General features: G+C 68.3%; 27 protein-coding genes. 23 read left to right on the plus strand and 4 right to left on the minus strand.

Features of this window, described 5'->3' with window-relative positions; all coding sequences use genetic code 11:
• Positions 1 to 25 precede the first annotated feature (25 nt).
• From QM693_RS16100 to QM693_RS16110, 3 genes are all read left to right on the plus strand, one after another.
• The gene (locus QM693_RS16100) at positions 26 to 781 is read left to right on the plus strand and encodes a phosphoglyceromutase (protein WP_206031898.1); all 756 of its coding nucleotides are present in this window, start codon (positions 26 to 28) and stop codon (positions 779 to 781) included.
• A 149-nt stretch (positions 782 to 930) separates the two neighbouring features.
• The gene (locus QM693_RS16105; protein WP_280779878.1) at positions 931 to 2,124 is read left to right on the plus strand and encodes a sensor histidine kinase; all 1,194 of its coding nucleotides are present in this window, start codon (positions 931 to 933) and stop codon (positions 2,122 to 2,124) included.
• Positions 2,121 to 2,810 carry a winged helix-turn-helix domain-containing protein gene (locus tag QM693_RS16110; RefSeq protein ID WP_283352848.1) on the plus strand — a complete coding sequence of 230 codons (690 nt, stop codon included), beginning with the start codon at positions 2,121 to 2,123 and terminating at the stop codon, positions 2,808 to 2,810. The genes QM693_RS16105 and QM693_RS16110 overlap by 4 nt, the downstream gene beginning before the upstream one ends.
• Positions 2,811 to 2,896: 86 nt before the next feature.
• Here the strand turns inward: QM693_RS16110 and QM693_RS16115 are convergent, their stop codons facing one another.
• Together QM693_RS16115 and QM693_RS16120 are read right to left on the minus strand one after the other, a co-directional pair.
• On the minus strand, positions 2,897 to 3,232 hold the full coding sequence (locus tag QM693_RS16115) for a hypothetical protein (RefSeq protein WP_280779879.1): 336 nt from the start codon (positions 3,230 to 3,232) through the stop codon (positions 2,897 to 2,899).
• A gap of 69 nt (positions 3,233 to 3,301) precedes the next feature.
• Positions 3,302 to 4,087 carry a DUF3109 family protein gene (locus tag QM693_RS16120; protein ID WP_280779880.1) on the minus strand — a complete coding sequence of 262 codons (786 nt, stop codon included), beginning with the start codon at positions 4,085 to 4,087 and terminating at the stop codon, positions 3,302 to 3,304.
• 66 nt (positions 4,088 to 4,153) lie between these two features.
• Here QM693_RS16120 and QM693_RS16125 point away from each other — a divergent pair, with 66 nt between their 5' ends.
• The 10 genes from QM693_RS16125 to QM693_RS16170 all read left to right on the plus strand — a co-directional run bounded on the left by QM693_RS16125 (position 4,154) and on the right by QM693_RS16170 (position 12,661).
• Positions 4,154 to 5,107, plus strand: a complete 954-nt coding sequence (locus QM693_RS16125) for a Ppx/GppA family phosphatase (RefSeq protein WP_105415996.1) — start codon at positions 4,154 to 4,156, stop codon at positions 5,105 to 5,107.
• The gene (locus tag QM693_RS16130) at positions 5,104 to 6,336 is read left to right on the plus strand and encodes an Rv0497 family membrane protein (RefSeq protein WP_283352849.1); all 1,233 of its coding nucleotides are present in this window, start codon (positions 5,104 to 5,106) and stop codon (positions 6,334 to 6,336) included. Before QM693_RS16125 ends, QM693_RS16130 begins: the two co-directional genes overlap by 4 nt.
• Before the next feature lie 7 nt (positions 6,337 to 6,343).
• Positions 6,344 to 7,285 carry a sugar phosphate isomerase/epimerase family protein gene (locus QM693_RS16135; protein ID WP_280780020.1) on the plus strand — a complete coding sequence of 314 codons (942 nt, stop codon included), beginning with the start codon at positions 6,344 to 6,346 and terminating at the stop codon, positions 7,283 to 7,285.
• Positions 7,286 to 7,391: 106 nt separating this feature from the next.
• Positions 7,392 to 8,027, plus strand: a complete 636-nt coding sequence (locus QM693_RS16140) for a MerR family transcriptional regulator (protein WP_283352850.1) — start codon at positions 7,392 to 7,394, stop codon at positions 8,025 to 8,027.
• Positions 8,024 to 8,866, plus strand: a complete 843-nt coding sequence (locus tag QM693_RS16145; protein WP_283352851.1) for a thioesterase family protein — start codon at positions 8,024 to 8,026, stop codon at positions 8,864 to 8,866. The genes QM693_RS16140 and QM693_RS16145 overlap by 4 nt, the downstream gene beginning before the upstream one ends.
• A 36-nt stretch (positions 8,867 to 8,902) precedes the next feature.
• Positions 8,903 to 9,718 carry a pyrroline-5-carboxylate reductase gene (gene proC, locus QM693_RS16150; RefSeq protein ID WP_105415988.1) on the plus strand — a complete coding sequence of 272 codons (816 nt, stop codon included), beginning with the start codon at positions 8,903 to 8,905 and terminating at the stop codon, positions 9,716 to 9,718.
• A 125-nt stretch (positions 9,719 to 9,843) separates the two neighbouring features.
• Positions 9,844 to 10,080 carry a helix-turn-helix domain-containing protein gene (locus tag QM693_RS16155; RefSeq protein WP_005258384.1) on the plus strand — a complete coding sequence of 79 codons (237 nt, stop codon included), beginning with the start codon at positions 9,844 to 9,846 and terminating at the stop codon, positions 10,078 to 10,080.
• A gap of 220 nt (positions 10,081 to 10,300) precedes the next feature.
• Complete coding sequence (locus tag QM693_RS16160) at positions 10,301 to 10,402, plus strand: 30S ribosomal protein bS22 (protein WP_003402602.1); 102 nt, start codon at positions 10,301 to 10,303, stop codon at positions 10,400 to 10,402.
• Positions 10,403 to 10,601: 199 nt separating this feature from the next.
• A complete protein-coding gene (locus QM693_RS16165) occupies positions 10,602 to 11,645 on the plus strand; it encodes an NAD-dependent epimerase/dehydratase family protein (RefSeq protein ID WP_009474737.1) in 1,044 nt (347 codons plus the stop codon).
• A complete protein-coding gene (locus QM693_RS16170; RefSeq protein WP_016882763.1) occupies positions 11,642 to 12,661 on the plus strand; it encodes a lysophospholipid acyltransferase family protein in 1,020 nt (339 codons plus the stop codon). Before QM693_RS16165 ends, QM693_RS16170 begins: the two co-directional genes overlap by 4 nt.
• Positions 12,662 to 12,676: 15 nt before the next feature.
• Here QM693_RS16170 and QM693_RS16175 read toward each other — a convergent pair whose 3' ends face one another.
• Complete coding sequence (locus QM693_RS16175) at positions 12,677 to 13,663, minus strand: HAD family hydrolase (RefSeq protein ID WP_283352852.1); 987 nt, start codon at positions 13,661 to 13,663, stop codon at positions 12,677 to 12,679.
• A gap of 179 nt (positions 13,664 to 13,842) precedes the next feature.
• Between QM693_RS16175 and QM693_RS16180 the strand changes: the two genes are divergently transcribed.
• The 9 genes from QM693_RS16180 (at position 13,843) to QM693_RS16220 (ending at position 21,897) form a co-directional block, all read left to right on the plus strand.
• Positions 13,843 to 14,103 (plus strand): glutaredoxin family protein, encoded by a 261-nt coding sequence (locus QM693_RS16180; protein ID WP_283352853.1) that lies wholly within the window; start codon positions 13,843 to 13,845, stop codon positions 14,101 to 14,103.
• A gap of 140 nt (positions 14,104 to 14,243) precedes the next feature.
• On the plus strand, positions 14,244 to 15,098 hold the full coding sequence (locus QM693_RS16185) for a redox-sensing transcriptional repressor Rex (RefSeq protein WP_029539322.1): 855 nt from the start codon (positions 14,244 to 14,246) through the stop codon (positions 15,096 to 15,098).
• Complete coding sequence (locus tag QM693_RS16190) at positions 15,095 to 16,534, plus strand: glutamyl-tRNA reductase (protein WP_016882766.1); 1,440 nt, start codon at positions 15,095 to 15,097, stop codon at positions 16,532 to 16,534. The genes QM693_RS16185 and QM693_RS16190 overlap by 4 nt, the downstream gene beginning before the upstream one ends.
• Positions 16,531 to 17,496 carry a hydroxymethylbilane synthase gene (hemC, locus tag QM693_RS16195; RefSeq protein ID WP_007300748.1) on the plus strand — a complete coding sequence of 322 codons (966 nt, stop codon included), beginning with the start codon at positions 16,531 to 16,533 and terminating at the stop codon, positions 17,494 to 17,496. Before QM693_RS16190 ends, hemC begins: the two co-directional genes overlap by 4 nt.
• 75 nt (positions 17,497 to 17,571) lie before the next feature.
• Positions 17,572 to 19,137 carry a bifunctional uroporphyrinogen-III C-methyltransferase/uroporphyrinogen-III synthase gene (locus QM693_RS16200; RefSeq protein ID WP_005251986.1) on the plus strand — a complete coding sequence of 522 codons (1,566 nt, stop codon included), beginning with the start codon at positions 17,572 to 17,574 and terminating at the stop codon, positions 19,135 to 19,137.
• Positions 19,138 to 19,215: 78 nt separating this feature from the next.
• Entirely contained in the window at positions 19,216 to 20,190 is a 975-nt protein-coding gene (gene hemB, locus QM693_RS16205; RefSeq protein WP_283352904.1) for a porphobilinogen synthase, read from the plus strand.
• 28 nt (positions 20,191 to 20,218) lie between these two features.
• Positions 20,219 to 20,827 (plus strand): hypothetical protein, encoded by a 609-nt coding sequence (locus QM693_RS16210; protein WP_283352854.1) that lies wholly within the window; start codon positions 20,219 to 20,221, stop codon positions 20,825 to 20,827.
• A gap of 255 nt (positions 20,828 to 21,082) precedes the next feature.
• A complete protein-coding gene (gene mce1N, locus QM693_RS16215) occupies positions 21,083 to 21,565 on the plus strand; it encodes a transport-regulating membrane protein Mce1N (RefSeq protein WP_271213146.1) in 483 nt (160 codons plus the stop codon).
• Positions 21,562 to 21,897: a hypothetical protein gene (locus tag QM693_RS16220; protein WP_283352855.1), complete on the plus strand. Its 336-nt coding sequence runs from the start codon at positions 21,562 to 21,564 to the stop codon at positions 21,895 to 21,897. Before mce1N ends, QM693_RS16220 begins: the two co-directional genes overlap by 4 nt.
• Here the strand turns inward: QM693_RS16220 and QM693_RS16225 are convergent.
• Complete coding sequence (locus tag QM693_RS16225) at positions 21,829 to 23,775, minus strand: acyl-CoA dehydrogenase family protein (protein ID WP_283331017.1); 1,947 nt, start codon at positions 23,773 to 23,775, stop codon at positions 21,829 to 21,831. The two genes, QM693_RS16220 and QM693_RS16225, sit on opposite strands and share 69 nt — an antisense overlap.
• 155 nt (positions 23,776 to 23,930) lie before the next feature.
• Between QM693_RS16225 and QM693_RS16230 the strand changes: the two genes are divergently transcribed.
• Positions 23,931 to 24,263, plus strand: a complete 333-nt coding sequence (locus QM693_RS16230; protein ID WP_283331018.1) for a DUF3099 domain-containing protein — start codon at positions 23,931 to 23,933, stop codon at positions 24,261 to 24,263.
• The last annotated feature ends 5 nt before the right edge of the window (positions 24,264 to 24,268 follow it).

Below are 24,268 nucleotides of genomic sequence, written 5' to 3' on the forward strand. Positions count from 1 at the left end.
CGAGGGTTCCGGGAGGCATGCCAGGATGAACGGCATGAGTACCGGAACCCTTGTGCTGCTCCGCCACGGCGAGAGCGAATGGAATGCGCTCAACTTGTTCACCGGCTGGGTGGACGTCCACCTGACCGATAAGGGCATCGCCGAGGGCAAGCGCGCCGGCGAATTGCTGCTCGAGCACAACCTGCTCCCCGACGTGCTGTACACGTCGCTGCTGCGCCGCGCGATCAGCACCGCCAACATCGCGCTCGACACCGCCGACCGGCACTGGATTCCCGTCACCCGCGACTGGCGTCTCAACGAGCGCCACTACGGTGCCCTGCAGGGACGCAACAAGGCGCAGGTCAAGGAGAAGTACGGCGACGAGCAGTTCATGCTGTGGCGCCGCAGCTACGACACCCCGCCGCCGCCGATCGAGGCAGGCAGCGAATACAGCCAGGACACCGATCCCCGCTACGCGAACCTCGATGAGGTCCCGCTGACGGAGTGCCTGAAGGACGTCGTCGTCCGCCTGATCCCGTACTGGGAAGACACCATCTCCGCCGACCTGAAGGCCGGCAAGACCGTGCTGATCACCGCGCACGGCAACTCGCTGCGCGCCCTCGTCAAGCACCTCGACGGAATCTCCGACGAGGACATCGCGGGCCTGAACATCCCGACGGGCATCCCGCTGCGCTACGACCTGGACGAGAACCTGAAGCCGCTCAACCCCGGCGGCACGTACCTCGACCCCGAAGCCGCCGCCGCGGGCGCCGCCGCGGTCGCGAACCAGGGCGGGAAGTAACCCGTGCGTCCGGCCGGACGTCCCGTTCGCGGGACGTCCGGCCAACGGCAGGTTAACTACGGACGAAGACTCCGGTTCCCGCGTGTGACGTGCGCGGAAATGCCTGGACCCTGCGTAACCGGCCCGCCGCGCGAACGTACGATTCAGGCGTGAGTGTTGTTCAAGCCGTCTTGCTTGCCATCGTGGGCGGCTTCGTCGGTTACCTCGTCGGTGGCGTGCTGATCCCCATGCTGTCCACCCGGCAGGCGCAGCGGATGGAAGAGAAGTCCGGGCTCACGATGTCGCAGGTCCTCGACCTGATCGTGCTGGCATCCGAGAGCGGCATCGCCGTGGTCGACCAGTTCCACGACGTCGTCCTGTTCAACCCCCGGGCGGAGGAGCTGGGCCTGGTGCGGAACCGGCTCGTCGACGACCGTGCGTGGGTGGCGGCGCTCCGGGTCCTCGAAACCGGCGAACCCGTCGAGGTCGACCTGAGTACCAAGAACCCGCAGCGGGGACGGGATCGGATCGCGGTGCGCGGCACCGCACGTCTGCTCAGCAAGGAAGACCACAACTTCGTGGTCCTGTTCGCCGACGACGACTCCGAGCAAGTCCGGATGGAAGCGACCCGCCGCGACTTCGTCGCCAACGTCAGCCACGAACTCAAGACCCCGGTCGGCGCGATGGGTCTGCTGGCGGAGGCACTCCTCGAATCGGCGGACGACCCCGAGTCGGTCCGGCACTTCGGCGAACGCGTGCTCAGTGAATCCGTCCGGCTCGGCAAGATGGTCACCGAACTGATCGCGCTGTCGCGGCTGCAGGGCGCCGAGAAACTGCCCGACCTCGAAGCCGTCTCCGTCGACGAGGTGGTGGACGAGGCGCTGCAGCGTTGCAAGATCTCCGCGGAAGCCGCCGGGATCGCCGTCACCACGGACCACAACAGCGGCTACGAGGTGCTCGGCGACCGCGCCCTGCTCGTCACCGCCCTGTCCAATCTGGTCCAGAACGCGATCGCCTATTCGCCGAAGGGCGCCCCGGTGTCGGTGAGCCGGTCGATCCGCGGCGACAACGTGGCGATCTCGGTGACCGACCGCGGCGAAGGCATCGCCAAGGCCGACCAGGAGCGCGTGTTCGAACGCTTCTTCCGCGTCGACAAGGCGCGCGCCCGCGCGACCGGCGGAACGGGACTCGGTCTTGCGATCGTCAAACACGTGGCCGCCAACCACAACGGATCCATCGACCTGTGGAGCAAGCCCGGAACAGGTTCGACGTTTACCCTGCAGATTCCTGCACACATCGAGACAGTGGACGCCGAGAGCGGAAACGTCGGGAAGAGAGAAACCGGTATGGAGGCCAAGCGATGACAAGTGTGCTGATCGTGGAAGACGAGGAGTCACTGGCCGACCCATTGGCATTCCTGTTACGCAAGGAAGGGTTCGAGACGACGATCGTCGGCGACGGACCGTCCGCGCTCGCCGAGTTCGACCGGGCCGGTGCCGACATCGTCCTCCTCGACCTCATGCTGCCCGGCATGAGCGGCACGGACGTCTGCAAGCAACTCCGCAGCCGGTCCGGTGTCCCCGTCATCATGGTGACGGCACGGGACAGTGAGATCGACAAGGTGGTGGGCCTCGAACTCGGCGCCGACGACTACGTGACCAAGCCGTACTCGGCGCGGGAACTGATCGCCCGCATCCGCGCGGTGCTGCGCCGCGGCGTCGACAGCGAACTCGACGTCGCGCAGGACTCGGCCGTCCTCGAGGCGGGGCCGGTCCGGATGGACGTCGAACGTCACGTGGTCCAGGTGAACGGCGAGGCTGTCACGCTGCCGCTCAAGGAGTTCGACCTCCTCGAGTACCTGCTGCGGAACTCGGGCCGGGTGCTCACCCGCGGGCAGCTGATCGACCGGGTGTGGGGCGCGGACTACGTCGGCGACACCAAGACCCTCGACGTGCACGTCAAGCGTCTGCGTTCGAAGATCGAGACCGACCCGGCCAGGCCGGAGCATCTCGTCACCGTCCGAGGCCTGGGCTACAAACTGGAGGCGTGAGCGGACGCCGATCCGCCACGGTTACAGAAGAATTCGTCAGCCGCACACGCAATTGCGTGTGCGGCTGACGAATTCGTGGGCGTGCGTCAGAACGGGTTGTACACGTAGACACCGCGGAACGGCGCCGAGATGACCTGCGTGAGGGCGTGTTCGCCTCCCTGGTCGTCGAACTGCCTGCAGTAGACCGCGACGTAGTGCCCGTCGCCCTTGCACTCGATGACCCGGCCGGTTCCGTACGGGCTCAGCACGAGCGCCCGGTCACCCTTGTCGCCGAACGCACCCGGATCGAACGGTGCGACGAAGTTCGCCGTCTTGTCGTAGAAGGTGTTCCAGTCCGGGGTCGGCTGGGCGGACGCGGTCGGCGCGAGGGCAAGCGTCGCGGCGGCGGTCAACAGGGCACCTGTCAGAATTCGAGCGAACATGATCTCTCCCGTCATGGCTGTGCCCGGAATGGGGCCGTGACGGGTAAATCGACCGATGGGTCTGATGCGTTACTCGGCGGCCTTCCGCTGGGCGGCGGCGGTGGCGGGGTGCACGGCGACGAGGCCGAGGCCTGCCCTGCGCTTGCACATCTTCGCCAACTCCGAGTACGCCGCCTTGCCGAGCAGTTCCGTCAACTCGGGTGCGTACGACTGCCAGACGGCCTTGACTCCGACGTGGGCGTCGGGGGAGCCGGAGCAGTACCAGTCCAGGTCCGAGCCGCCCTCGCCCCAGCCGCGTCGGTCGTACTCGCTGATGGTGGTCTTGAGGATCTGCTCGCCGTCCGGGCGTTCCACCCACTCCTGGGTGCGGCGGATCGGGAGCTGCCAGCACACGTCGGGCTTGACCTCGAGAGGCTCGATCCCGCGCTTGAGGGCCATCGAGTGGAGCGCGCAACCGACGCCGCCCTCGAAGCCGGGACGGTTCAGGAAGATGCAGGCGCCGTGGTAGCGGCGGGTGCGCAGCGCGGGCTCGTCCTCGAGGTCGTCCTCCTCGACGTAACCCTTCTTGCCGAGACCCTTCTCCATGAACTGCCAGTCCTCGGGTGTGAGCATCTTCACTGACTTGTTCAGCTTCTCCAGGTCCTCCTCGTCGGAGAGGAACGCGCCGTGGGAGCAGCAGCCGTCGTCCGGCCGGTCGCCGATGATGCCCTGGCAGGCGGGGGTGCCGAACACGCAGGTCCAGTGGGAGAGCAGCCACGTCATGTCCGCGGCGATGATGTGCTCGCTGTTGTCGGGATCGGGAAATTCGACCCATTCGCGAGCGAAGTCGAGGGGTACTTCCGGGCTGGGTGTCATCTTGTGTGAACGCCCTGCTTTACGTGCTGTCACAAAGCCCGACGGTAGACCCAGTACCGTGTCAATGTGCGACTAGGGGTACTCGACGTCGGAAGCAACACCGTCCATCTTCTCGTAGTGGACGCCCACAGGGGCGGCCACCCCACACCGATGAGTTCGACCAAGTCGACTCTGCGGTTGGCGGAGAACACCGACGACCGGGGTGACATCACCTCCCAGGGTGCAGATCGCCTGGTCTCGACGGTGGCAGACTTCGCCAGCATCGCGAAGACGTCGGGGTGCGGTGAGCTGATGGCGTTCGCCACGTCCGCCGTGCGCGACGCCAACAACTCGGACGCCGTGCTCGAGCGGGTACACGCCGAGACCGGAGTGACGCTCGAGGTTCTGTCGGGTGTCGACGAGGCTCGGCTGACGTTCCTCGCCGTGCGCCGCTGGTTCGGGTGGAGCGCGGGCCGCATCCTGAATCTCGACATCGGCGGCGGGTCCCTCGAGCTGACGGCGGGCGGCGACGAGGACCCGGACGTCGCGCTGTCGCTGCAACTCGGCGCGGGACGGCTCACCCGGGACTGGCTCGAGGCCGACCCGCCGGGCAAGCGTCGCGTGGCGGTGCTGAGGGATTGGCTGGACGCCGAACTGACCGTCCCGTCGAAGGAACTGCGCGCGGCGGGGCAGTGGGATCGGGCGGTCGGCACGTCCAAGACGTTCCGCTCGCTGGCCCGGCTGACGGGCGCAGCGCCGTCCGGCGCCGGCCCGCGGGTCAAGCGCACCCTCACCGCCAGCGGTCTCAGGCAACTCATAGCTTTCATTTCGCGGATGACGGCCTCGGACCGTGCAGAATTGGAAGGGGTGAGCTCCGACAGGTCGCAGCAGATCGTGGCCGGAGCACTCGTTGCGGAGGCCAGCATGAGAGCACTGGGCGTGGAGGAACTGGAAATCTGCCCCTGGGCTCTGCGTGAGGGTTTGATCCTCCGCAAGCTCGATACGGAAATGGGCGGTGAATTGATGGTGGGTGCTCGATGACCGAGGACAGTCAGCAGATCTCTGTGTCAGAGCTGCTCAAACGCAACGGGCAGCAGGTGGAGTCCCGGGGCGGGCGGCGTCGTCGCGGCGTCAAGGGGGGAATCTCCGTCGCCGAGCTGACCGGTGAAATTCCGGTGGTCCGGGATCCGTCCGATTCGCGGGCGCTCGACCCCGAACCCGAACCCGAACCGGAACCTGCCGCGCCCGAGCCGCCCCGCGCGTCCGCACCGTCGGCACCGTCCGCGCGCGCCGACGAGCGCACCGCAGCGTTCAAGGCTCCCGTCGACGACGACGATGACGACGAGCCCATCGCCAGTCGCCCCGCCGGCCGCGGCCGCGGAGTGGTGGCGGGTGGGACGTCGCGTGATCACCAGGGAACCTGGGTCAGCCGATCCGTCCAGAAGGAACGGCCGGCGCCCGAGGCCGCCGCGCCCGCACCGGCGCCCACCGTGGCCGCCCCGGCCGTGAAGAAGGCGGAGCCCGCCCCGGCCGTCGCCGCTCCCCGCGTGAAGCCGGCGCCGAAGACCGACACCCCGGCGGCCGAGACCGCACCGGCGGCGAAGTCCGAAGCGCCCGCGAAGCCCGCGGTCCCGGCGAAGCCCGAGGCGCCGGCGAAGCCCGGAACCCCCGCGACGGCGGGTGCCGCGGCACCGTCGAACGGCGCGTCGAAGTTCGTGAAGACGCCGAAGCCCGAGGCTTCCGCCAAGGCGAAGCCGGAACCCGCACTGCTGTCCGGCTCGACGCTGGCCGGCGACCTGATGCGGCAGTCCCGGGACTCGGAGGCGGCGAACGCGGGCGAGGAGACGGAACTCATCGAGGCCGCCACCGACGACGCGGACACGGAGAAGCACGAGGGCGACACTCAGAAGCCCGAGAGCCCTCGCCGTTCCCGCAAGGAGGCGAAGGCCGAGAAGGCCGAGGCCGCGAAAGCGGAGAAGGCAGGCAAGAAGGACGAGGCAGGCGAGAACTCCACTCGTGAGTGGGCCGTCCTCATCGGTCAGGGTGTCGTAGCCGTGATCGCCGGCGCCCTGCTCTTCAAGGGCTTCGAGAAGCTGTGGGACGTCTTTCCGTGGGTCGCGCTGATCCTGGCGCTGCTCGTCATCGTGGGCCTGGTCGCGATGGTCCGCATCCTGCGTCGCACCGACGACATCACCAGCTTCGTGATCGCCGTCGTGGTCGGGATGATCGTCACTCTGGGGCCGTTGGCCTTCATGCTTGCGTCGGGCTGAGTTGCTCATGGTCGGGGACAGTGGGCACGGGCAGGTTCGACGGTCATCGCGCGGGCGGAAGGTACTGGTGGGCCTGTCGACGGCCTCGGTGTACCCGGAGAACACGGAGGCGGCGTTCCGGTACGCAGCCGATCTGGGGTACGACGGCGTCGAACTGATGGTGTGGGCCGAATCGGTCAGCCAGGACGTCGGGGCCGTGGCCGGGCTGGTGCGCAGGTACGCGATTCCGGTTCAGGCGATCCACGCGCCGTGCCTGCTCATCTCGCAGCGGGTGTGGGGCGCCGACCCGGTCGCGAAGCTGGAGCGTTCCGTGCGCACCGCCGAGTCGCTCGGGGCGACGAGTGTCGTGGTGCACCCCCCGTTCCGCTGGCAGCGCCGGTACGCCGAGGGTTTCGCCGATCAGGTGGCCGACCTGGAACAGCGCAGCGACGTGATCGTTGCGGTGGAGAACATGTTCCCCATGCGGGCGGACGGCTTCTTCGGCAGCAAGGAGCGATCCGCGCAGCGGCTCCGGAGGCGGGGCGGACCGGGGGCGGCGCTGTCGGCGTTCAGCCCGTCCTACGACCCCACCGATTCGGGACACGCCCACTACACCCTCGACCTGTCGCACACGGCGACGGCAGGCATGGATGCGATGAAGCTGGCGGAGCGTATGGGGGAGGGCCTCGCTCATCTCCACCTCGCCGACGGCCGCGGCGCGTCGATGGACGAGCACCTCATCCCCGGCCACGGAGCCCAGCCCTGCGCGCAATTGTGCCGGCATCTCGTCGACACCGGATTCGACGGGCAGGCGGTGATCGAGATCAACACGCAGAACGCCCGGACGCAGCGGGAACGGTCGTCGATGCTCGCGCAGGCGCTGGCCTTCGCCCGTGAGCACCTCGAGCCGGGCCGCGCCGCCTCGGGGTCGCCCCGCAGCCACTCCGGTGGCGATCACGACGACACCTGACCTATCTGCCGCCTTCCTGCTGCGGTAAGCTCGTCGCCATATTGGATAGTCTCAGTATCTAGTGCTGGGTATCTGAAGTCGACAGTCGATGAGCCGGAGGAGGGCCGTGCGCGTTTCCGAGTTGGTCGCCCGTACCGGCATTCCGCTCGCGACGGTGAAGTACTACCTGCGCGAAGGTCTGCTGATGCCCGGCGAGGCGACGAGCGCCACCCAGGCCCGGTACGGCGAGAAGCACGTCGAGCGACTCGGCCTCGTCAAGGCGCTCGCCGGGGCCGGACTCCCGATTCCGCGCATCCGGGAGATCCTCCGGCTCGTCGACCATCCCGGCGGCTCGCTGTTCGAGGTGCTCGGCGAGGCCATCGCGCAACTCCCGCCCTACCTCGACGCCGCCGTCGACGACGGGGACGAGTTCCCGCGGGCACGCGCCGTCCTCGACAGGCTCGGGCAGGTGTACGACCCGCGGTACGTCGCGGTCGGACAGCTCGAACGTGCGCTCGAGGGGCTCGAAGAGGCCGGCATCCCGATGACCGACGAGCGACTCGACGCCTACGGGCGGCACGTGCGCGGGATCGCCGAGATCGACATCGGACTCATGCCCACCGAATCGACCGAGGACGCGATCCGCTACGCGGTGCTCGGCACCGCCATCTACGAGCCGGTGATCGCCGCGATGCGCCGCCTCGCACACCAGGACCTCGCGCAGAAGCGCCTCCGGAACCCCGAAGAACAGGATCAGCAGTGAGCTCAACTCCCTTCCGCGACCTCAACGTCCTCACCGCTGCCGGTGACGGGACCTATCGGGCGTCGATCGACCCGATCTGGACGATCGGCCCCAAGGTGCACGGCGGTTCGATGATGTCGCTCTGCGCGGCCGCCGCCCGCAGGCGACTGCTCGACGAGAGCGGCGACGCCGAGCTGTCCCGGGTGCAGCCCCTCGCGGTCGGTGCCAACTACCTGTCCGCCCCCGACCCCGGCGAGGTGACGCTGTCGACGACGGTCCGCAAGCAGGGCAAGCAGGTGTCGTTCGTCGACGTGGAGCTGAAGCAGGGCGACCGAGTGGCCGTGCACGCGTCGGTCACGCTCGGTGTCCCCGACGCGGGGGAGCCGCAGTACAGCGGAGTCCACGCCCTGTCCCAGCTCCCGGTGGAACCGCCCACCGACGCCGTCGTGCTCACGGCCGACCATCCGATGGGAAAGATCGTCCACGTGTCGCAGGGCTGCGACATGCGGGTGGACGGGACGTCGGCGCACTTCCTCACCGGCAACCAGGGCGAACCCGAGGTGCGCATGTGGGTGCGACCGCGCGCGGGCGACGAGGACGATCCCGACACGGCTGCCCTGTTCGCGATCATGACCGGAGACATCAGCGCCCCCGTGACGATGAACCGCGGCATGTTCGGCTGGGCGCCCACGGTGCAGCTGACCACGTACCTGCGCAGGCAGCCGGCGCCGGGGTGGCTGCGCGTGATGGCCAGCAGCACGGTGCTCGGCGGTGCGTGGTTCGAGGAGGATCACACCGTGCTCGACTCGACCGGGGCGATCGTCGTGCAGAGCCGGCAGTTGGCGATGATCCCCCGCTAGGAAGGCGCCGCGGAGCGTCGTGGCAGGCTGTTCGGCATGACGAGAATTGCGGTAATCGGAGGCGGCAAGATCGGCGAGGCCCTCATCTCGGGGCTTCTGCAGGCAGGTCACGCCGTCAAGGATCTGGTGGTGGCCGAGCAGCATCCGGCGCGCGCCGACGAGCTGGCCGCGGCGTACGCGGTGCGGGTCACCACCCCCTCCGACGCCGCGGAAGGCGCCGACGTCATCGTGATGGCCGTCAAGCCGGGCGACGTCGAGGCCGCGCTCACCGAGGTGTCCAAGGTGGAGCTCGACGGCGAGCGCGAGCAGCTGCTCGTGTCGCTCGCTGCGGGGATCCCCACCGCCTTCTACGAGACGAGACTGCCCGCCGGGTTCCCGGTGGTCCGGGTCATGCCCAACACGCCCATGCTGGTCGGTGAGGGCGTCAGCGTGCTCGCCCCCGGCAGGCACGTGAAGAAGGAGCACCTCGAACTGGTGCGCGGCGTCCTGTCGTCGGTCGGCAAGGTCGTCGTCGTCCCCGAATCGCAGATCGACGCCGTCACCGCCGTCTCCGGCTCCGGTCCTGCCTATTTCTTTCTGGTCGCCGAGGCCATGATCGACGCGGGCGTCGGGCTCGGACTGACCCGGGCGACCGCTTCCGAGCTGGTCGTGCAGACCATGGTCGGCTCCGCGGCGATGCTCGACAGGTCGGGGGAGAGCGCGACCGAACTCCGTGCCGCCGTGACCTCGCCCGGCGGAACCACCGCGGCCGCGATCCGCCGACTGGAGGGAAACGGGCTCCGAACAGCCTTTTTCGACGCTCTCGAAGCCGCGAAGATTCGTTCCGCCGAACTCGGCACGTCGACCGAATGAATATTCGATTGCCCACACCCGTCGCAGTAACCCCATCCGTCCCGCTAAGCTCGAAGTAGCACGTGCGTGTCTGTTCCGCCGGAGGGGAAGCCGGCGGCGCGAGACGTGCCGGAGGTAAGTGGTTGATGACGTCTGCAAAAAAGCCGTCCAAGGGCTCGGCCCCGGACGGACAACCGGCCCTGGCCGGAACGCAATTTCTCACCGTCGCCGAGGTAGCGACGCTGATGAGAGTGTCCAAGATGACTGTGTATCGGTTGGTGCACAGCGGCGAACTGCCCGCCGTCCGTGTGGGCCGCTCGTTCAGAGTGCATGCGAAAGCAGTGCACGACTACCTCGAAACCTCGTACTTCGACGCCGGTTGACCGATCGGCACGAAGAGGGTCACCTCGGTTTCGCCGGCAACGGTGCGACCTAGTTTTCAGAGAGCGGACCCGCACCGGTACGATTAGCGACTGTCGTACCAGCCAGCTGGTGTCGTAAGGCGCTGAGCTAGTTAAAACGAGGCCCAGGCGCCAGAGCGGCGCAGGCGTACGTGACCGGCGTGCGCAGGAACGCTAGAGAAGAACGTGAGGGACACCCGCTATGGGTTCAGTGATCAAGAAGCGACGCAAGCGCATGTCGAAGAAGAAGCACCGCAAGCTGCTTCGCCGCACCCGAGTGCAGCGCAGGAAACTCGGTAAGTAAAGAGTTGCGTCTGGATGCCCGTCACCTCCGGTGGCGGGCATCCGTCGTTTCCCCGGCACTCTCCGCGTAGTGGGCGGACCGACCAATTGTCGTTGTGCGGAGCGCCATCCCCCTCCTGCACGTATCGTTGACGTCACTCGCTACGTGATCGGGGGTCCTAGTGGTTGTGAGTGACGGAGACAGTACTACGCGGACGGCGGTGCCGCGCGTCGTGCTGGTCACTGGGGCAAGCAGGTTTCTGGGTGGGTACCTGGTCACCCGGCTCGCTCAGAATCCGGACATCGAGCGGGTCATCGCGGTGGACGCGGTGTCGCCGAGCAAGGACATGTTGCGCCGCATGGGCCGCGCCGAGTTCGTGCGCGCCGATATTCGGAATCCCCTGATAGGCAAGGTCATTCGCAACGCCGAGGTCGATACCGTCGTGCACGCCTCGACGCTGGCGCGCCCGCCGAAGTCGGGCAGTCGCGCGGCCATGAAGGACATGAACGTCATCGGCGCGATGCAGTTGTTCGCCGTCTGCCAGAAGGCGCCGACCGTCCGGAAAGTCGTGCTGCGGTCGGCCTCCGTGGTGTACGGCTGCAGCGCCAAGGACCCTGCCAAGTTCACCGAGGAGATGAGCGCCCGGCGGCGTCCCGCGGGCGCCTACGCACGGGACTGCATCGAGATCGAGGGATATCTGCGGGGAATGGGGCGCAGGCGCCCCGACATCGCGGTGTCGATTCTCCGCCTCGCACCGCTGGTCGGTCCCCGCCTCAACGCAACCGTCGCGCAGTACCTCACCTCACCGGTGGTGCCGACCATTCTCGGACGCGACGCACGCCTGCAGGTGCTGCACGAGGAGGACGCGCTCGCCGCCCTGGAACGGGCCACGGTATCGGGCCCGGCGGGCACGTTCAATGTCGCCGGCGACGGCGTGGTCATGATGTCCCAGGCCATCCGCCGCGCCGGGCGGATCGAGGTCCCGATGCCGTTCGGGTTGTTCCGCAACGTCGGACGTGCGCTGATGGGTCCGGTAATGCGGTCGTACACCACCGAGCAACTCGAGTACTTCCACTTCGGTTGCGGACTCGACACCACCCGCATGCGAAGCGAACTATCCTTCGAGCCACGGTGGACCTCGATGCAGGCGCTCGACGACTTCGCTCGCGCGGCAGGCGTCAAGGCGATCATCAAGAACGAATGGGTCGACGCAGCAGAAAACGCACTACTCGCTCTTACCGGCACGGCGAAAGGAGAGAGGTGAACGAAGTGGCGAAGGTCATTCCGCTGCACGGTGCGACAGCCGCGCGCGGGGCCGCTATCGGACGTTCGAGGCGTGAGCAGAGCGAGAGCCGACATCCGTCCGCGATGCCTCCACCCGCCGTGATCACCCCACCCGAGCCCGTCACCGAGACTTCGGCCGTCGACGCCGTCCGCAACGCCCTGGCCGAGCAGATCGTCAACACCGCCGAGTTCGTGCGCCGCCGGCTGTCGGGCGACTATCACGTCGACGACTTCGGATACGACCCGCACTTCGCCGAGAACGTGTGGCTCCCCATCCTGCGGCCACTGTTCGACAAGTGGTTCCGCGTCGAGGTCAGCGGTCTGGAGAACATCCCGTCTACCGGTGGCGCGCTGGTGGTCGCCAACCATGCCGGTGTCCTGCCCATCGACGGTCTGATGACGTCCGTCGCCGTCCACGACCATCACCCCGCGCACCGCCCGCTGCGGATGCTGGCCGCCGATCTGGCCTTCGAGATGCCGCTGGTCGGCGGTGTCGCCCGCAAGGCCGGGCACACCCTCGCATGCCACCCGGACGCCGTGCGCCTCCTGCAGGACGGGGAGGTCGCCGCCGTGTTCCCCGAAGGCTTCAAGGGCATCGGCAAACCGTTCAGCGAACGCTACAAGCTGCAGCGGTTCGGCCGCGGCGGCTTCGTGTCCGCCGCCATGCGGACCGGTGCGCCCATCATTCCGTGCTCGATCGTCGGATCCGAGGAGATCTACCCGAAGATCGGCGAACTCGGGACGCTCGCCCGGTTGCTGGGGATGCCGTACTTCCCGGTGACCCCGCTGTTCCCGCACTTCGGACCGCTCGGACTCGTCCCGCTGCCGTCGAAGTGGTACATCGAGTTCGGCAAGCCGATCGTCACCGACACCTACGACGCGGCGGCGGCCGACGACCCGATGGAACTGTTCGAGGTCACCGACCACGTCCGGGAGACCATCCAGCAGACGCTGTACCGGCTCCTCGCGAAGCGCCGGAACGTGTTCCTCGGCTGAACCGCCGCGGGCGGCTCAGGCCGCCTGTTCGCGGCGGCGCGCGACGATCGCGGCGAGTGCGCCGCCGGCAGCGCCGAGGAGCAGCGCCGTGGGGACGCCGATCTTGGCGGCCTTGCGTCCGGTCCGGAAGTCGCGGATCTCCCAGCCCCGGTTCTTGGCGAGTTCGCGCAGGTCGGTGTCGGGGTTGATCGCGACGGCCGTGCCGACCAGCGACAGCATCGGCACGTCGTTGTGGCTGTCCGAGTACGCGGTGCAGCGCTTGAGGTTGAGCCCCTCGCGGACGGCCAGGGCGCGCACGGCGTGCGCCTTGCCGAGGCCGTGCAGGATGTCGCCGACCAGACGTCCCGTGAACATCCCGTCCTCGCTCTCGGCCACCGTGCCGAGGGCACCGGTGAGGCCGAGGCGCTTCGCGATGACCTGGGCCAGCTCCACCGGGGTCGCGGTGACCAGCCACACCTGCTGCCCGGCGTCCAGATGCATCTGCGCCAGCGCGCGGGTGCCGGGCCAGATCTTGTCGGCGATCACCTCGTCGTAGATCTCCTCGCCGAGCCGGGCGAGCTCGGCCGTCGACCGTCCGGAGACGAACGAGAGGGCCTTCTCCCGGCCGGAGGCGACGTCGTCGCTGCTCTCCTTGCCGGTGATGCGGAACTTGATCTGCTTCCACGCGAAGTCGACGAGGTCGGACGTCTTCAGGTACTTGCGGGCGGCGAGGCCGCGGGCGAAGTGGATGATCGAGGCGCCCTGGACCATCGTGTTGTCGACGTCGAAGAACGCGGCCGCAGTGAGGTCGAGGGGAACGTCGTGTTCCACCAGCTCGGTTTCCTCGCCGGACGCGACGTGGAGCGCGAGGGCCGCATCGGCACTCGCCTCACCTGCGACATTGGCACGTACCTCGGCTTCGCTGGGTCCCAGCGGATTCCTGAACTGGCGTCGGCCCGGGAGGATGATCCCCGCCAGACCTGAACCGAAACCCGTGCCGTTCGGTAGTGATCGCGCAGGCACTCGCACCTCCCGTATCGCAGAAGCCTCTGGGAGCAGCCTATCCCCCGAATCGGGGACGGGGCGGGTGGATGGCCGCGCTGAGGGAACTGTGTGACGTTCATCTCCGAGCCGATTGGCGTCTGCGGACCCCGAAACGGCACAGTGACTCCACCGGAGGCGTCGAAAGGAAGTGACGAGGCATGAGCACGGGCGGACACGAGGTGACGCTTCTCACGAGGGCGGGGTGCGGTGCGTGCGCGCCGGCCCGCGAGCTGCTGCTGGTTCTGTGCGAGGAGTTCGGGCTGGAACTGACGTGCATAGACGTCGACGAGGCGGCGACCACGGACCCCGAATTGCGGGCCGAATTCGGTGACCGATTGCCGGTGGTATTGCTCGACGGACGTGAGCACAGTTACTGGGAGGTCGACGAAGAGCGCCTTCGCTCGGATTTACGCAAGTAAGGGAACCCTAAAAGTGGGATCTTCCGATGCCGTGCAGGTAGGACCGCATGTCGCGCAGTCGCAGCGACTTTGTGCATGGGTTCACAAGCAGTTACCGTGGTGTGAACAATTCCCCGGAGCATCGTGAAGAACGGCATCGAATGCCGGTCGGACGAGGAGCCAACGACGTGACCGAAACGCACCAGACGCATGGGTCTGTGGCCCCTGGCGTCACGGGGGCGGTCGGGCAGTCGATGGTCGGGTCTCCGGCCCCCTCGGTCGCCGGCGCAGCTCCGCTCCCCGAATCGCGGGACATCCCCCAGGCTACGGTGACGCGCCTCGCGACGTACCTGCGGGTCCTCGGAGTGCTGACGGAACGCGGCACGATCATCGTCTCGAGCGAGGAACTCGCCGCCGCCTCCGGTGTCGGCTCCGCGAAGCTCCGCAAGGACCTTTCCTTCCTGGGGCCAAACGGTGTGCGCGGCGTCGGCTACGACGTGACGCGCCTGCGGGCCCGCATCGAACGCGCGCTCGGCCTTGACCGCGGACACAAGGTGGTGCTCGTCGGCGTCGGAAACCTCGGCCAGGCGCTCGCCGGCTACGGCGGCTTCGGCCGTCGCGGGTTCTCCATGGTCGGACTGTTCGACAGCGACCCGGCGCGGGTCGGTGCGCCGGTGGGCGACCTCACCGTGCGGCACGTCGACGAACTCGAGCAGGCCTGCGCCGAACTCGAGGCCACCATCGGCGTCATCTCGACGCCCGACGAGGCGGCGCAGGAAGTCGCCGACCGTCTGGTGCGCGCCGGACTGCGCTGCATCCTCAGCTTCTCGCCGACCTCGCTCGACGTCCCCGATCACGTCGAGATGCGCCGCGTCGACCTCGCGGTCGAAATGCAGGTTCTCTCGTTCAACAGCGCACGCAACACGGAGTCGGTCCCCACCGCTCCCCGCGTCCGCATCGGACATTCGGCTGTCCCGTCCACCGCACCAAGAAACGGATCAGTGATCGCGCCGTGAGTGTTCTGCTTGTCGGGGTCTCGCACAGAACGGCCCCGGTGCCGGTTCTCGAGCGGGTAGCTGTCACCGACACCGATCGCCCGAAGTTGACGGACAAGCTTCTGGCGTCGTCGCACATCTCGGAGGCGATGATCGTCTCCACCTGCAACCGGGTGGAGATCTACGCCGTCGTCGATGCGTTCCACGGTGCGCTGGCCGAGGTCGGCGAATTGCTCGCCGACCACTCCGGGCTCGATCTCACCGATCTGCACCGGCACGCGTACGTCCGCTACAGCGAGGCTGCAGCCGAGCACCTGTTCGCCGTGGCCAGCGGCCTCGACTCGATGGTGATCGGCGAGCAGCAGATCCTGGGGCAGATCCGGACCGCCTACGCGTCGTCCGACGCGCAGCAGGCCGCCGGCCGCACCCTGCACGAACTCGCCCAGCAGGCGCTGCGCGTCGGCAAGCGGGTGCATTCGGAGACCGGTATCGATTCGGCGGGCGCCTCCGTCGTGTCCGTGGCCCTCGACCGAGCCGCCGGCATCGTCGGCGACGGCGGACTGACCGGACGCACCGCCGTCGTGGTCGGTGCCGGATCCATGGGCGGCCTGTCGGTCGCCCACCTCACGCGGGCCGGGATCGGCCGCATCGTCGTCGTGAACCGCACCAAGGAGCGTGCGGAGCACCTCGCCGACACGGCCCGGTCCAACGGCGTCGAGGCGGAAGCCCTCGAACTGAGCGAACTCCCCGCCGCGATGGCCCAGGCGGATGTCCTCGTGACCTGTACCGGCGCGGTCGGCGCCGTCGTCACGCTCGCGGACACCCACCGCGCGCTGGCACAGCCCGGCCGCGACGCCGAACGCCCCCTCGTCATCTGCGACCTCGGACTGCCCCGCGACGTGGAGCCCGCCGTGTCGGGTCTGCCCGGGGTCACCGTCCTCGACATGGAATCGCTGCAGCGCGATCCCGCCGCAGGCGCCGCCGCATCCGACGCCGATGCCGCCCGGACGATCGTCGCCGCCGAGCTCGCCAACTACCTCGCCGGCCAGCGGCTGGCGGAGGTCACGCCGACCGTCACCGCCCTGCGCCAGCGCGCCGCGGACGTGGTCGAGGCGGAGCTGATGCGACTGGATTCGCGTCTGCCCGGACTCGACGACCCCGAGCGCGACGAGGTCGCCCGCACCGTGCGGCGAGTGGTCGACAAGCTTCTCCACGCGCCCACCGTCCGGGTGAAGCAGCTCGCTTCCGCACCCGGTGGCGACTCCTACGCCGCCGCCCTGCGCGAGCTGTTCGAACTCAGCCCCGGATCCGTCGAGGCCGTCGCCAAGCCCACCGACCTCGGCGGCGCCACCGACCTGAGCGCCATCGACATCACCGACGGCTTCATCGCCGGCCAGGACCCGCGCCTGCGCCGCTTCGTCACAGACGACAACCATGGGAAGGAATCGCAGGCATGAGCGCCGTCGGCACCCGTACGCTGCGGATCGGAACCCGTGGGAGTGAGCTCGCGACCACCCAGGCCGGGACCGTGCGCGACGCACTGATCTCGGCCGGGCACGACGCCGAGCTCGTCATCATCAAGACCAAGGGCGACCAGTCCATGGAATCGGTGGAGAAGATCGGAGTCGGCGTCTTCACCGCCGAACTCCGGGAAGCGCTCGCCGACGGCCGCGTCGACGTGGCCGTCCACTCCTACAAGGACCTGCCGACCGCCCCCGACGAACGGTTCACCATTGCCGCCATTCCGCCGCGCGAGGATCCCCGCGACGCGCTCGTGGCCCGCGACGGACTGGTCCTCGGAGAACTGCCCGCCGGTTCGAAGGTCGGCACGTCCGCACCGCGGCGCACGTCGCAGCTCCGGGCGCTGGGCCTCGGTCTCGACATCCGTCCGCTGCGCGGCAACCTGCAGCGGCGCCTCGGCAAGGTCGAGTCCGGCGAACTCGACGCCGTCGTCCTGGCCCGCGCGGGCCTGGCGCGGATCGGACGTCTGGACCTGATCACCGAGTCCATCGAACCGGTCCAGATGCTGCCCGCACCCGCGCAGGGCGCGCTCGCCGTCGAATGCCTGTCCGCGAACACGGCGCTCGTCGCGATCCTGTCGGAGCTCGACGACCCGAACAGCCGCGCCGCCGTCACTGCGGAACGCGCGCTGCTCGCCGAGCTCGAGGCCGGCTGCACCGCGCCCGTCGGCGCCATCGCCGAGGTCGTCGAATCACTCGACGACGACGGCCGCATCTTCGACGAACTGTCCGTCCGGGGCTGCGCCGCAGCCATCGACGGTTCCGACGTCATTCGCACGGGGGCCGTGGGCTCCCCGGAGAACGCCGAAGAACTCGGCCGCTCCGTCGCGCGGGAGCTTCTCGAGCTCGGTGCGCGGGAGCTGATGAATGTCACCGAGGCCGGTGATGCCGATGTTTGATGTGCGAAGGCCGACTGATCGGCCGATCCGCTTCCTGTACCCATCTCGACACATGATCGCACTGGAGAATTACCGATGAGCCGAGTCCGTAAGAACACCCCCGGACGAATCCTGTTCGTGGGATCCGGACCGGGCGATCCGGCACTGCTCACCGTGCACGCACGGGACGTCCTTGCCGCAGCGACCCTCGCCTTCACCGACCCCGACGTCGACAAGGGCGTCACGGTCCTGGTGGGCACCGACCTGGGCGTCGACGCCGAGACCGGTGAGCCGCTCGCCGAGGTCCGTCCGGCACTGGGTGAGCCGGCGGAGGTCGCGAAGACCCTCGTCCACGAGGCGAGGAACGGCCACGACGTCGTGCGTCTGGTGTCCGGCGACCCGCTGACCACCGACTCCGTGATCGCCGAGGTCACCGCCGTCGCCCGCACCCAGGTGCAGTTCGAGGTCCTGCCGGGCCTGCCGTCCGCGTCCGCCGTCCCGTCCTACGCCGGTATGGCACTGGGATCGGGACACACCGAGGCCGACGTCCGCGGCGAGGTCGACTGGGCTGCCCTGGCCGCCGCACCCGGACCGCTGGTCCTGCATGCCACGTCGGGTCACCTCGCCGAGACGGCGAGCGCCCTCGTCGAGCACGGCCTGGCTCCGCAGACCCCGGCCGCCATCACGGTTCGCGGCACCACCCGGCAGCAGCGCACCGTGGAGGCAACCCTCGCGACGCTGAACGAGGCCGGTTCCGAACTGGTCGGTTCGCTGGTCGTGACGGTCGGCAAGGTCGTCGCCCAGCGCAACAAGATGTCCTGGTGGGAGTCGCGCGCACTGTACGGCTGGAAGGTCCTGGTGCCGCGCACCAAGGATCAGGCAGGCGAAATGAGCGACCGCCTCGTCACGCACGGCGCCATCCCGATCGAGGTGCCCACCATCGCCGTCGAGCCGCCCCGCAGCCCGGCGCAGATGGAACGGTCCGTGAAGGGCCTGGTCGACGGCCGCTACCAGTGGGTGGTCTTCACGTCCACCAACGCGGTGCGTGCGGTGTGGGAGAAGTTCGAGGAGTTCGGGCTCGACGCCCGCGCGTTCTCCGGCGTCAAGATCGCCTGCATCGGTGAGGCCACGGCCGCCAAGGTGCGCTCGTTCGGAATCAACCCCGAACTCGTGCCCTCCGGTGAGCAGTCGAGCGAAGGCCTGCTGGCCGAATTCGCCCCGTACGACGACGTGTTCGACCCGGTCAATCGGGTTCTGCTGCCCCGCGCCGACATCGCCACCGAGACGCTGGCCGAGGGCCTGCGCGAACGTGGCTGGGAAATCGACGACGTCACCGCCTACCGCACCGTCCGGGCTGCGCCGCCGCCGGCCGAGACCCGCGAGATGATCAAGACCGGTGGGTTCGACGCCGTCTGCTTCACCTCGTCCTCGACCGTCCGCAACCTCGTCGGCATCGCCGGAAAGCCGCACGCGCGCACCCTCGTCGCCTGCATCGGTCCGAAGACCGCCGAGACGGCCATCGAATTCGGCCTGCGCGTGGACGTGCAGCCGGAGACCGCTCAGGTCGGCCCGCTGGTGGAGGCTCTCGCCGAGCACGCCGCGCGTCTGCGTGCCGAGGGCGCACTGCCCCCGCCGCGCAAGAAGTCCCGCGCTCGGCGATAGGCGCTACGCGCCCGTGCGCCTTTTTGGTTGTTCCCACTACCAAAAAGGCGCACGGGCCCGACGAAGGAGGGCATGTCCTTGTTCCCGACCCACCGACCGCGACGCCTCCGCCGGACACCGGCGCTGCGTCGTCTCGTCGCCGAGACTTCGCTCGAGCCACGGCATCTCGTGTTGCCGATGTTCGTCGCGGACGGTATCGACGAGCCTCGTGAGATCTCGTCGATGCCCGGCGTCTTCCAGCACACACCCGACTCGCTGCGTCGGGCGGCGACGGAAGCGGTCGAGGCGGGACTCGGTGGACTCATGCTCTTCGGGGTGCCCCGTCCCGACGACAAGGATGCCGAGGGGTCCGGCGCGTCCGACCCGGACGGCATCCTGAACCGCGGATTGCGCTGGCTCGCAGGCGAAGTCGGCGATGCGACGGTGATCATGGCGGACACCTGCCTGGACGAGTTCACCGACCACGGTCATTGCGGAGTTCTCGACGAGAGCGGTGCGGTCGACAACGACCTCACGCTGCAGCGGTACGTCGACATGGCGGTCGCGCAGGCCGAGGCCGGCGCGCACCTGCTCGGTCCGAGCGGAATGATGGACGGCCAGGTCGCCGCCATCCGCAAGGCCCTCGACGACGCGGGCTACACCGACGTCGGTCAGCTCGCGTACTCGGCGAAGTACGCGTCGGCGTTCTACGGCCCGTTCCGGGAGGCCGTCGGGTCCTCGTTGCAGGGTGATCGCCGCACGTACCAACAGGATTCGGCCAATCGCCGGGAATCGCTGCGGGAGGTGGACCTCGACATCGACGAGGGCGCCGACATGGTGATGGTGAAGCCGGCGATGTCCTACCTGGACGTCCTGCGCGAGACGGCGGACCGCTCTCCCGTCCCCGTTGCGGCGTATCAGATCTCGGGCGAGTTCTCGATGATCACGGCCGCCGCGCAGAACGGCTGGATCGACCGGGACGCCGCGATCCTCGAATCGCTGACCAGTATCCGCCGCGCTGGCGCGGACGTCGTGCTGACGTACTGGGCGACCGAAGCGGCCGGCTGGTTGTGATCGTCTCGTCGGCGGATACGGTAGTGCCATGACCCAGCAGTGGCCACCGACACCGCCGCACCAGGCTCCGCATCAGCAGAGCCCGTCTCCGCACGATTTCCCGTACCCCCCGCCGGTGCCGCAGCCGAAGCCCGAACGTCCGGCACCGGTCGACGTGGGCACGGCAGCCCAGTTGCTGTGGGCGGTGGCCGGGCTCGGGCTGATCCAGGCGCTGGCCGCGATGGTTCTGGTGGTGGGGGAGAAGTCGACGTTCGTCGACGAACTGATGAACAACCCCAGCGTCACATCCGGCGAGGTCGACATGAGCCGCGACAGCGTGGAGAAACTGTTCTACGTGGGTATCGGGTTCACGGTCGTCCTCATCCTGATCCTCACCGGGCTGTTCCTCCTGTTCGTGCACTTCATGCGCAAGGGCCGGAACTGGGCCAGGATGCTGCTCACCATCGCGTGCGTGATGATGGTGGTGGTGTGGACCGTCCCGGTGCTCTTCGGCATCGGATCCGACGGAAGCGGCACCGCGCTCGCTCTCGGCGGCGTGCAGATCCTCCAGGCCGTGGTGGCCGTCGGAGCCGTCGTGCTGATGCACCGCAAGGATTCCAACAGCTACTTTTTGAGGTTGCCCCCCTCCGACGAGTAGCTTCGATTTGCTCGTGAAATATAAAGATGTACCGTGAAGTACGTCACAAGGGCAGACCGCAGACTTCATTTCGACCGAAGGACTTTTCTCCATGCGCGCTGACGATCGAGCACACGGGTCTCGCAAAGAAGCACTGATGTTCGCCATCATCGTGGCCTTCGTGCTGCTGACTCTGTTGCTCGTCGTGATCCCGGGCGCCCTCTCCTGACGTGCCCCACGTTTTCCTCGCGCGCCACGATGTCGCAGGATGAGCGTGTGAGCGAACCAGCCGTCCTGTTCAGTGAGCCCGGCGCCCGCTGGCGGATGGTGGCGTTCGGCCCGGTCTTCTGCCTGATCGCGCTGATCATCGAACTACTGACCGGCCCGGTGGTGCACTGGTTCGCGCTGTCGTTGTTCGCAGTGTTGCTCAGCGGTTTCGTCTACGTGCAGGTGGTGGCCGCCCGTAGGCATGCCAGCGTCGAACTCACGACGTCGTCGTTGCGGCAGGGCACCGAAGACGTGCCGATCACCGAGATCGTGAAGATCATGCCCCCCGCCGACCCGGAGTCGTACGAGCAGCAGCCGTGGGAAACCGCCCGGAGTCTGGGGGAGCTGTCCGCGGTTCCCCGCCGGCGGACGGGCATCGGACTGCGACTGCGGGGCGGCGCCCTGGTGCAGGCGTGGGCGAAGGACGACGAGGCATTGCGCGCGCAGCTCGAATCGCTGCTCGCGAAGTCGGCGGGCGGGTCGGCGGAATGAACCGCCGGACCGCGGTGGTGACAGCGGAGTGGGTCGGTGCCGTGGCCGGTGTCGTCGCCGCGGTGTGGTGCTGGAACCACGCGCAGGTCACATCGGAGTTCGGTCCCGTGGCGCCGGGTGCACCCTCCTTCGAGGGAACCGCGTACTCGGGGTCGTGGATCGCCGTCGCCGCCGGACTGCTGACGGTCGCGGGGTTGCTGGTGATCGATTCGGTGCGCCGGCTCCGGTCCGGCCCGGCGGGCGAACCCGCCGAGCCGTCCTCGTCATCGGAAGATCTGGGTCTTGCGGACGGTGTCGGTCCCGGGACCGTCGAGCATCGCGGAGCCGAGTAGCGCCTCGGGAACCCCGAGGCCCTCGATCAACGTCTGGGCGTGCGGCCGCAGCGACCGGCAGCGCTCGTTGATTCCCCGCTGCACCGCCTTCGACCGCTCCACCGACAGCTGCCGGTGCTCCATGAACCATGCCTTGTCTTCTTCGATCACGCTCAGCGCGTAGAGGTCGCAGACATCGCTCAGCAGGTCGCGGGCGTCGTCGTCCTCGCATTCGTCGATGCCGGCGACGAACGCCTCGAGCACCACCCGGTCGATGTGCGCCTGCGCGGCGTGCAGCACGTGATCCTGCACGAAATTGAAGGCGTCGAACGGGTTCTCCTCGCGCTTCTGCGCAGCCTGGAGGCGACGGGCGGCGGTCGCGAGCAGGTACTGCTCGCGGTCCTCGAACATCGTCAGCTGCGTGCCGCGGTTGAAGAGGCTGCCGTCCTCCTCGTTGTCCTGCCGCGTGTCGAGGATCGTCTGGATGATCTGCTGCGCGGCGGTGCGCTTCTTGACGACGTCGGAAACCGTGGTGGCCGCGAAGCGCATCCATTCGACGGGGCTCATGCCGCGCACCTCGTCCGCGTAGGACGTGAGCAGTTCCTTGGCCACGAGCTGCGTCAGGACGTGGTTGTCGCCCTCGAACGTGGTGAACACATCGGTGTCGGCCTTGAGCGCCGTGAGACGGTTCTCGGCCATGTACCCGGCGCCGCCGCACGCTTCACGGGCCTCCTGGATCGCACGGGTGGCGTGCCAGGTGTTCGCAACCTTGAGCCCGGCGGCGCGGCCCTCGAGTTCACGCTGTTCCTGGGGGTCGGCGTCGGCACTGCTCTGGATCTCGTGCATCTTGGCGACGAGCTCGTTCTGCGCGAACTGCAGAGCGTAGGAGCGTGCGATCAACGGGAACAGCCTGCGCTGGTGGACGAGGTAGTCCATGAGCAGCACCTCGTCCTCGGCCTGCGGGGCATTGAACTGCCTGCGCTGCAACGCATATCGGGTGGCGATCGACAATGCGACGCGGGCGGCGGCGCCGGCGGACCCGCCCACCGTGACGCGTCCCCGCACGAGAGTGCCCACCATCGTGAAGAATCGGCGGTTCGCGTTGTCGATCGGCGAGGTGTACGTGCCGTCGGGTTCCACGTCGGCGTATTTGTTGAGCAGGTTCTCCCGCGGAATTCGGACCTGGTCGAACGTGATTCGGCCGTTGTCGACGCCGGGAAGTCCACCTTTGTAGCCACAGTCCGACGTGTGGACGCCGGGGAGGTCGTTGCCGTCCTCGTCCCGGATCGGCACCACGAAGCAATGCACGCCCTGCGACTCGCCGCCCGTGATCAACTGCGCGAACACGGCCGCCATCGTCGCGTGCTGCGCCGCCCCGCCGATGTAGTCCTTGCGCGAGGACGGTGTGGGGGAGTGGATGACGAATTCGCCCGCGTCCGCGTCGTACGTCGCGGTGGTCTCGAGGGCCTGCACGTCGCTGCCGTGACCCGTCTCGGTCATCGCGAAACACCCCAGCAGATCCAGATCGACGAGACGCTTCACGTACGCCTCGTGATGGCGCGCGGTACCGAGGTTCTCGATCGCGCCGCCGAACAGTCCCCACTGCACGCCCGCCTTGACCATCAGGGACAGGTCCGACATCGCAAGCATCTCGATGCTCGTGACTGCGGCGCCGGCGTCACCGGTGCCGCCGTGGTCTTTCGCGAATCCGTCGGCGGCGTAGCCGTTGCTCGCGAGCAGACGCAACTGCGCCAGCGTCTTGGCGCGGGCCTCGTCGAGGTCGGGGGTGTAGTGCGGTGCGAAGTCGGGGGATCCGGACAATTCCGCCCTGACGCGCTCGCGTACCTCCCGCCAGCGTCCGTCGAGGGTGCTTCTCAGGTGGTCAGCTGTGGTGGCCATGACTCGACAGTAGCGGTCGCTCCGAGGCGCGTGATGTCGGTCGAGGAACAGGTCCGGCGATCAGGGGACACCGAAGGTGCCGAAGCCTTCCTCCGGCCGGCCGTAACACCGGTGATGGGCGTTGCATGCGGCAATGCTCTGGGTATTCCGGTGTGGTGAGCATTTCCCACGCACTACGGTCCCTCGTCACGGGCCCGACCTTCCGGTGGACGTCCGCACCGAGTGGCACCGCCCGCCACCCGATCAGTATCACCACGGCATCGGTGTCACTCGAACAACAGCATCGGGTGCGGGTGCGCAAGTACGTGATCGTGGCGTCGTTCAGGATTCTCGCGTTCGTGCTGTCCGCGGTGGTCTACGGTCTGTCCGGTAACCCGTGGGTGGCCGTGGCGATCATCGGTGTGTCGCTGCCCCTGCCGTGGCTCGTCGCCCTGATCGTCGACGACCTGCCGCCGTGGGAGACGGACGAGTCCCACGGTAGTGGGTGAGGCGT

The organism is Rhodococcus sp. IEGM 1305 (genome assembly GCF_030058635.1).
Taxonomy (GTDB): Bacteria; Actinomycetota; Actinomycetes; order Mycobacteriales; family Mycobacteriaceae; genus Rhodococcus_F; species Rhodococcus_F opacus_D.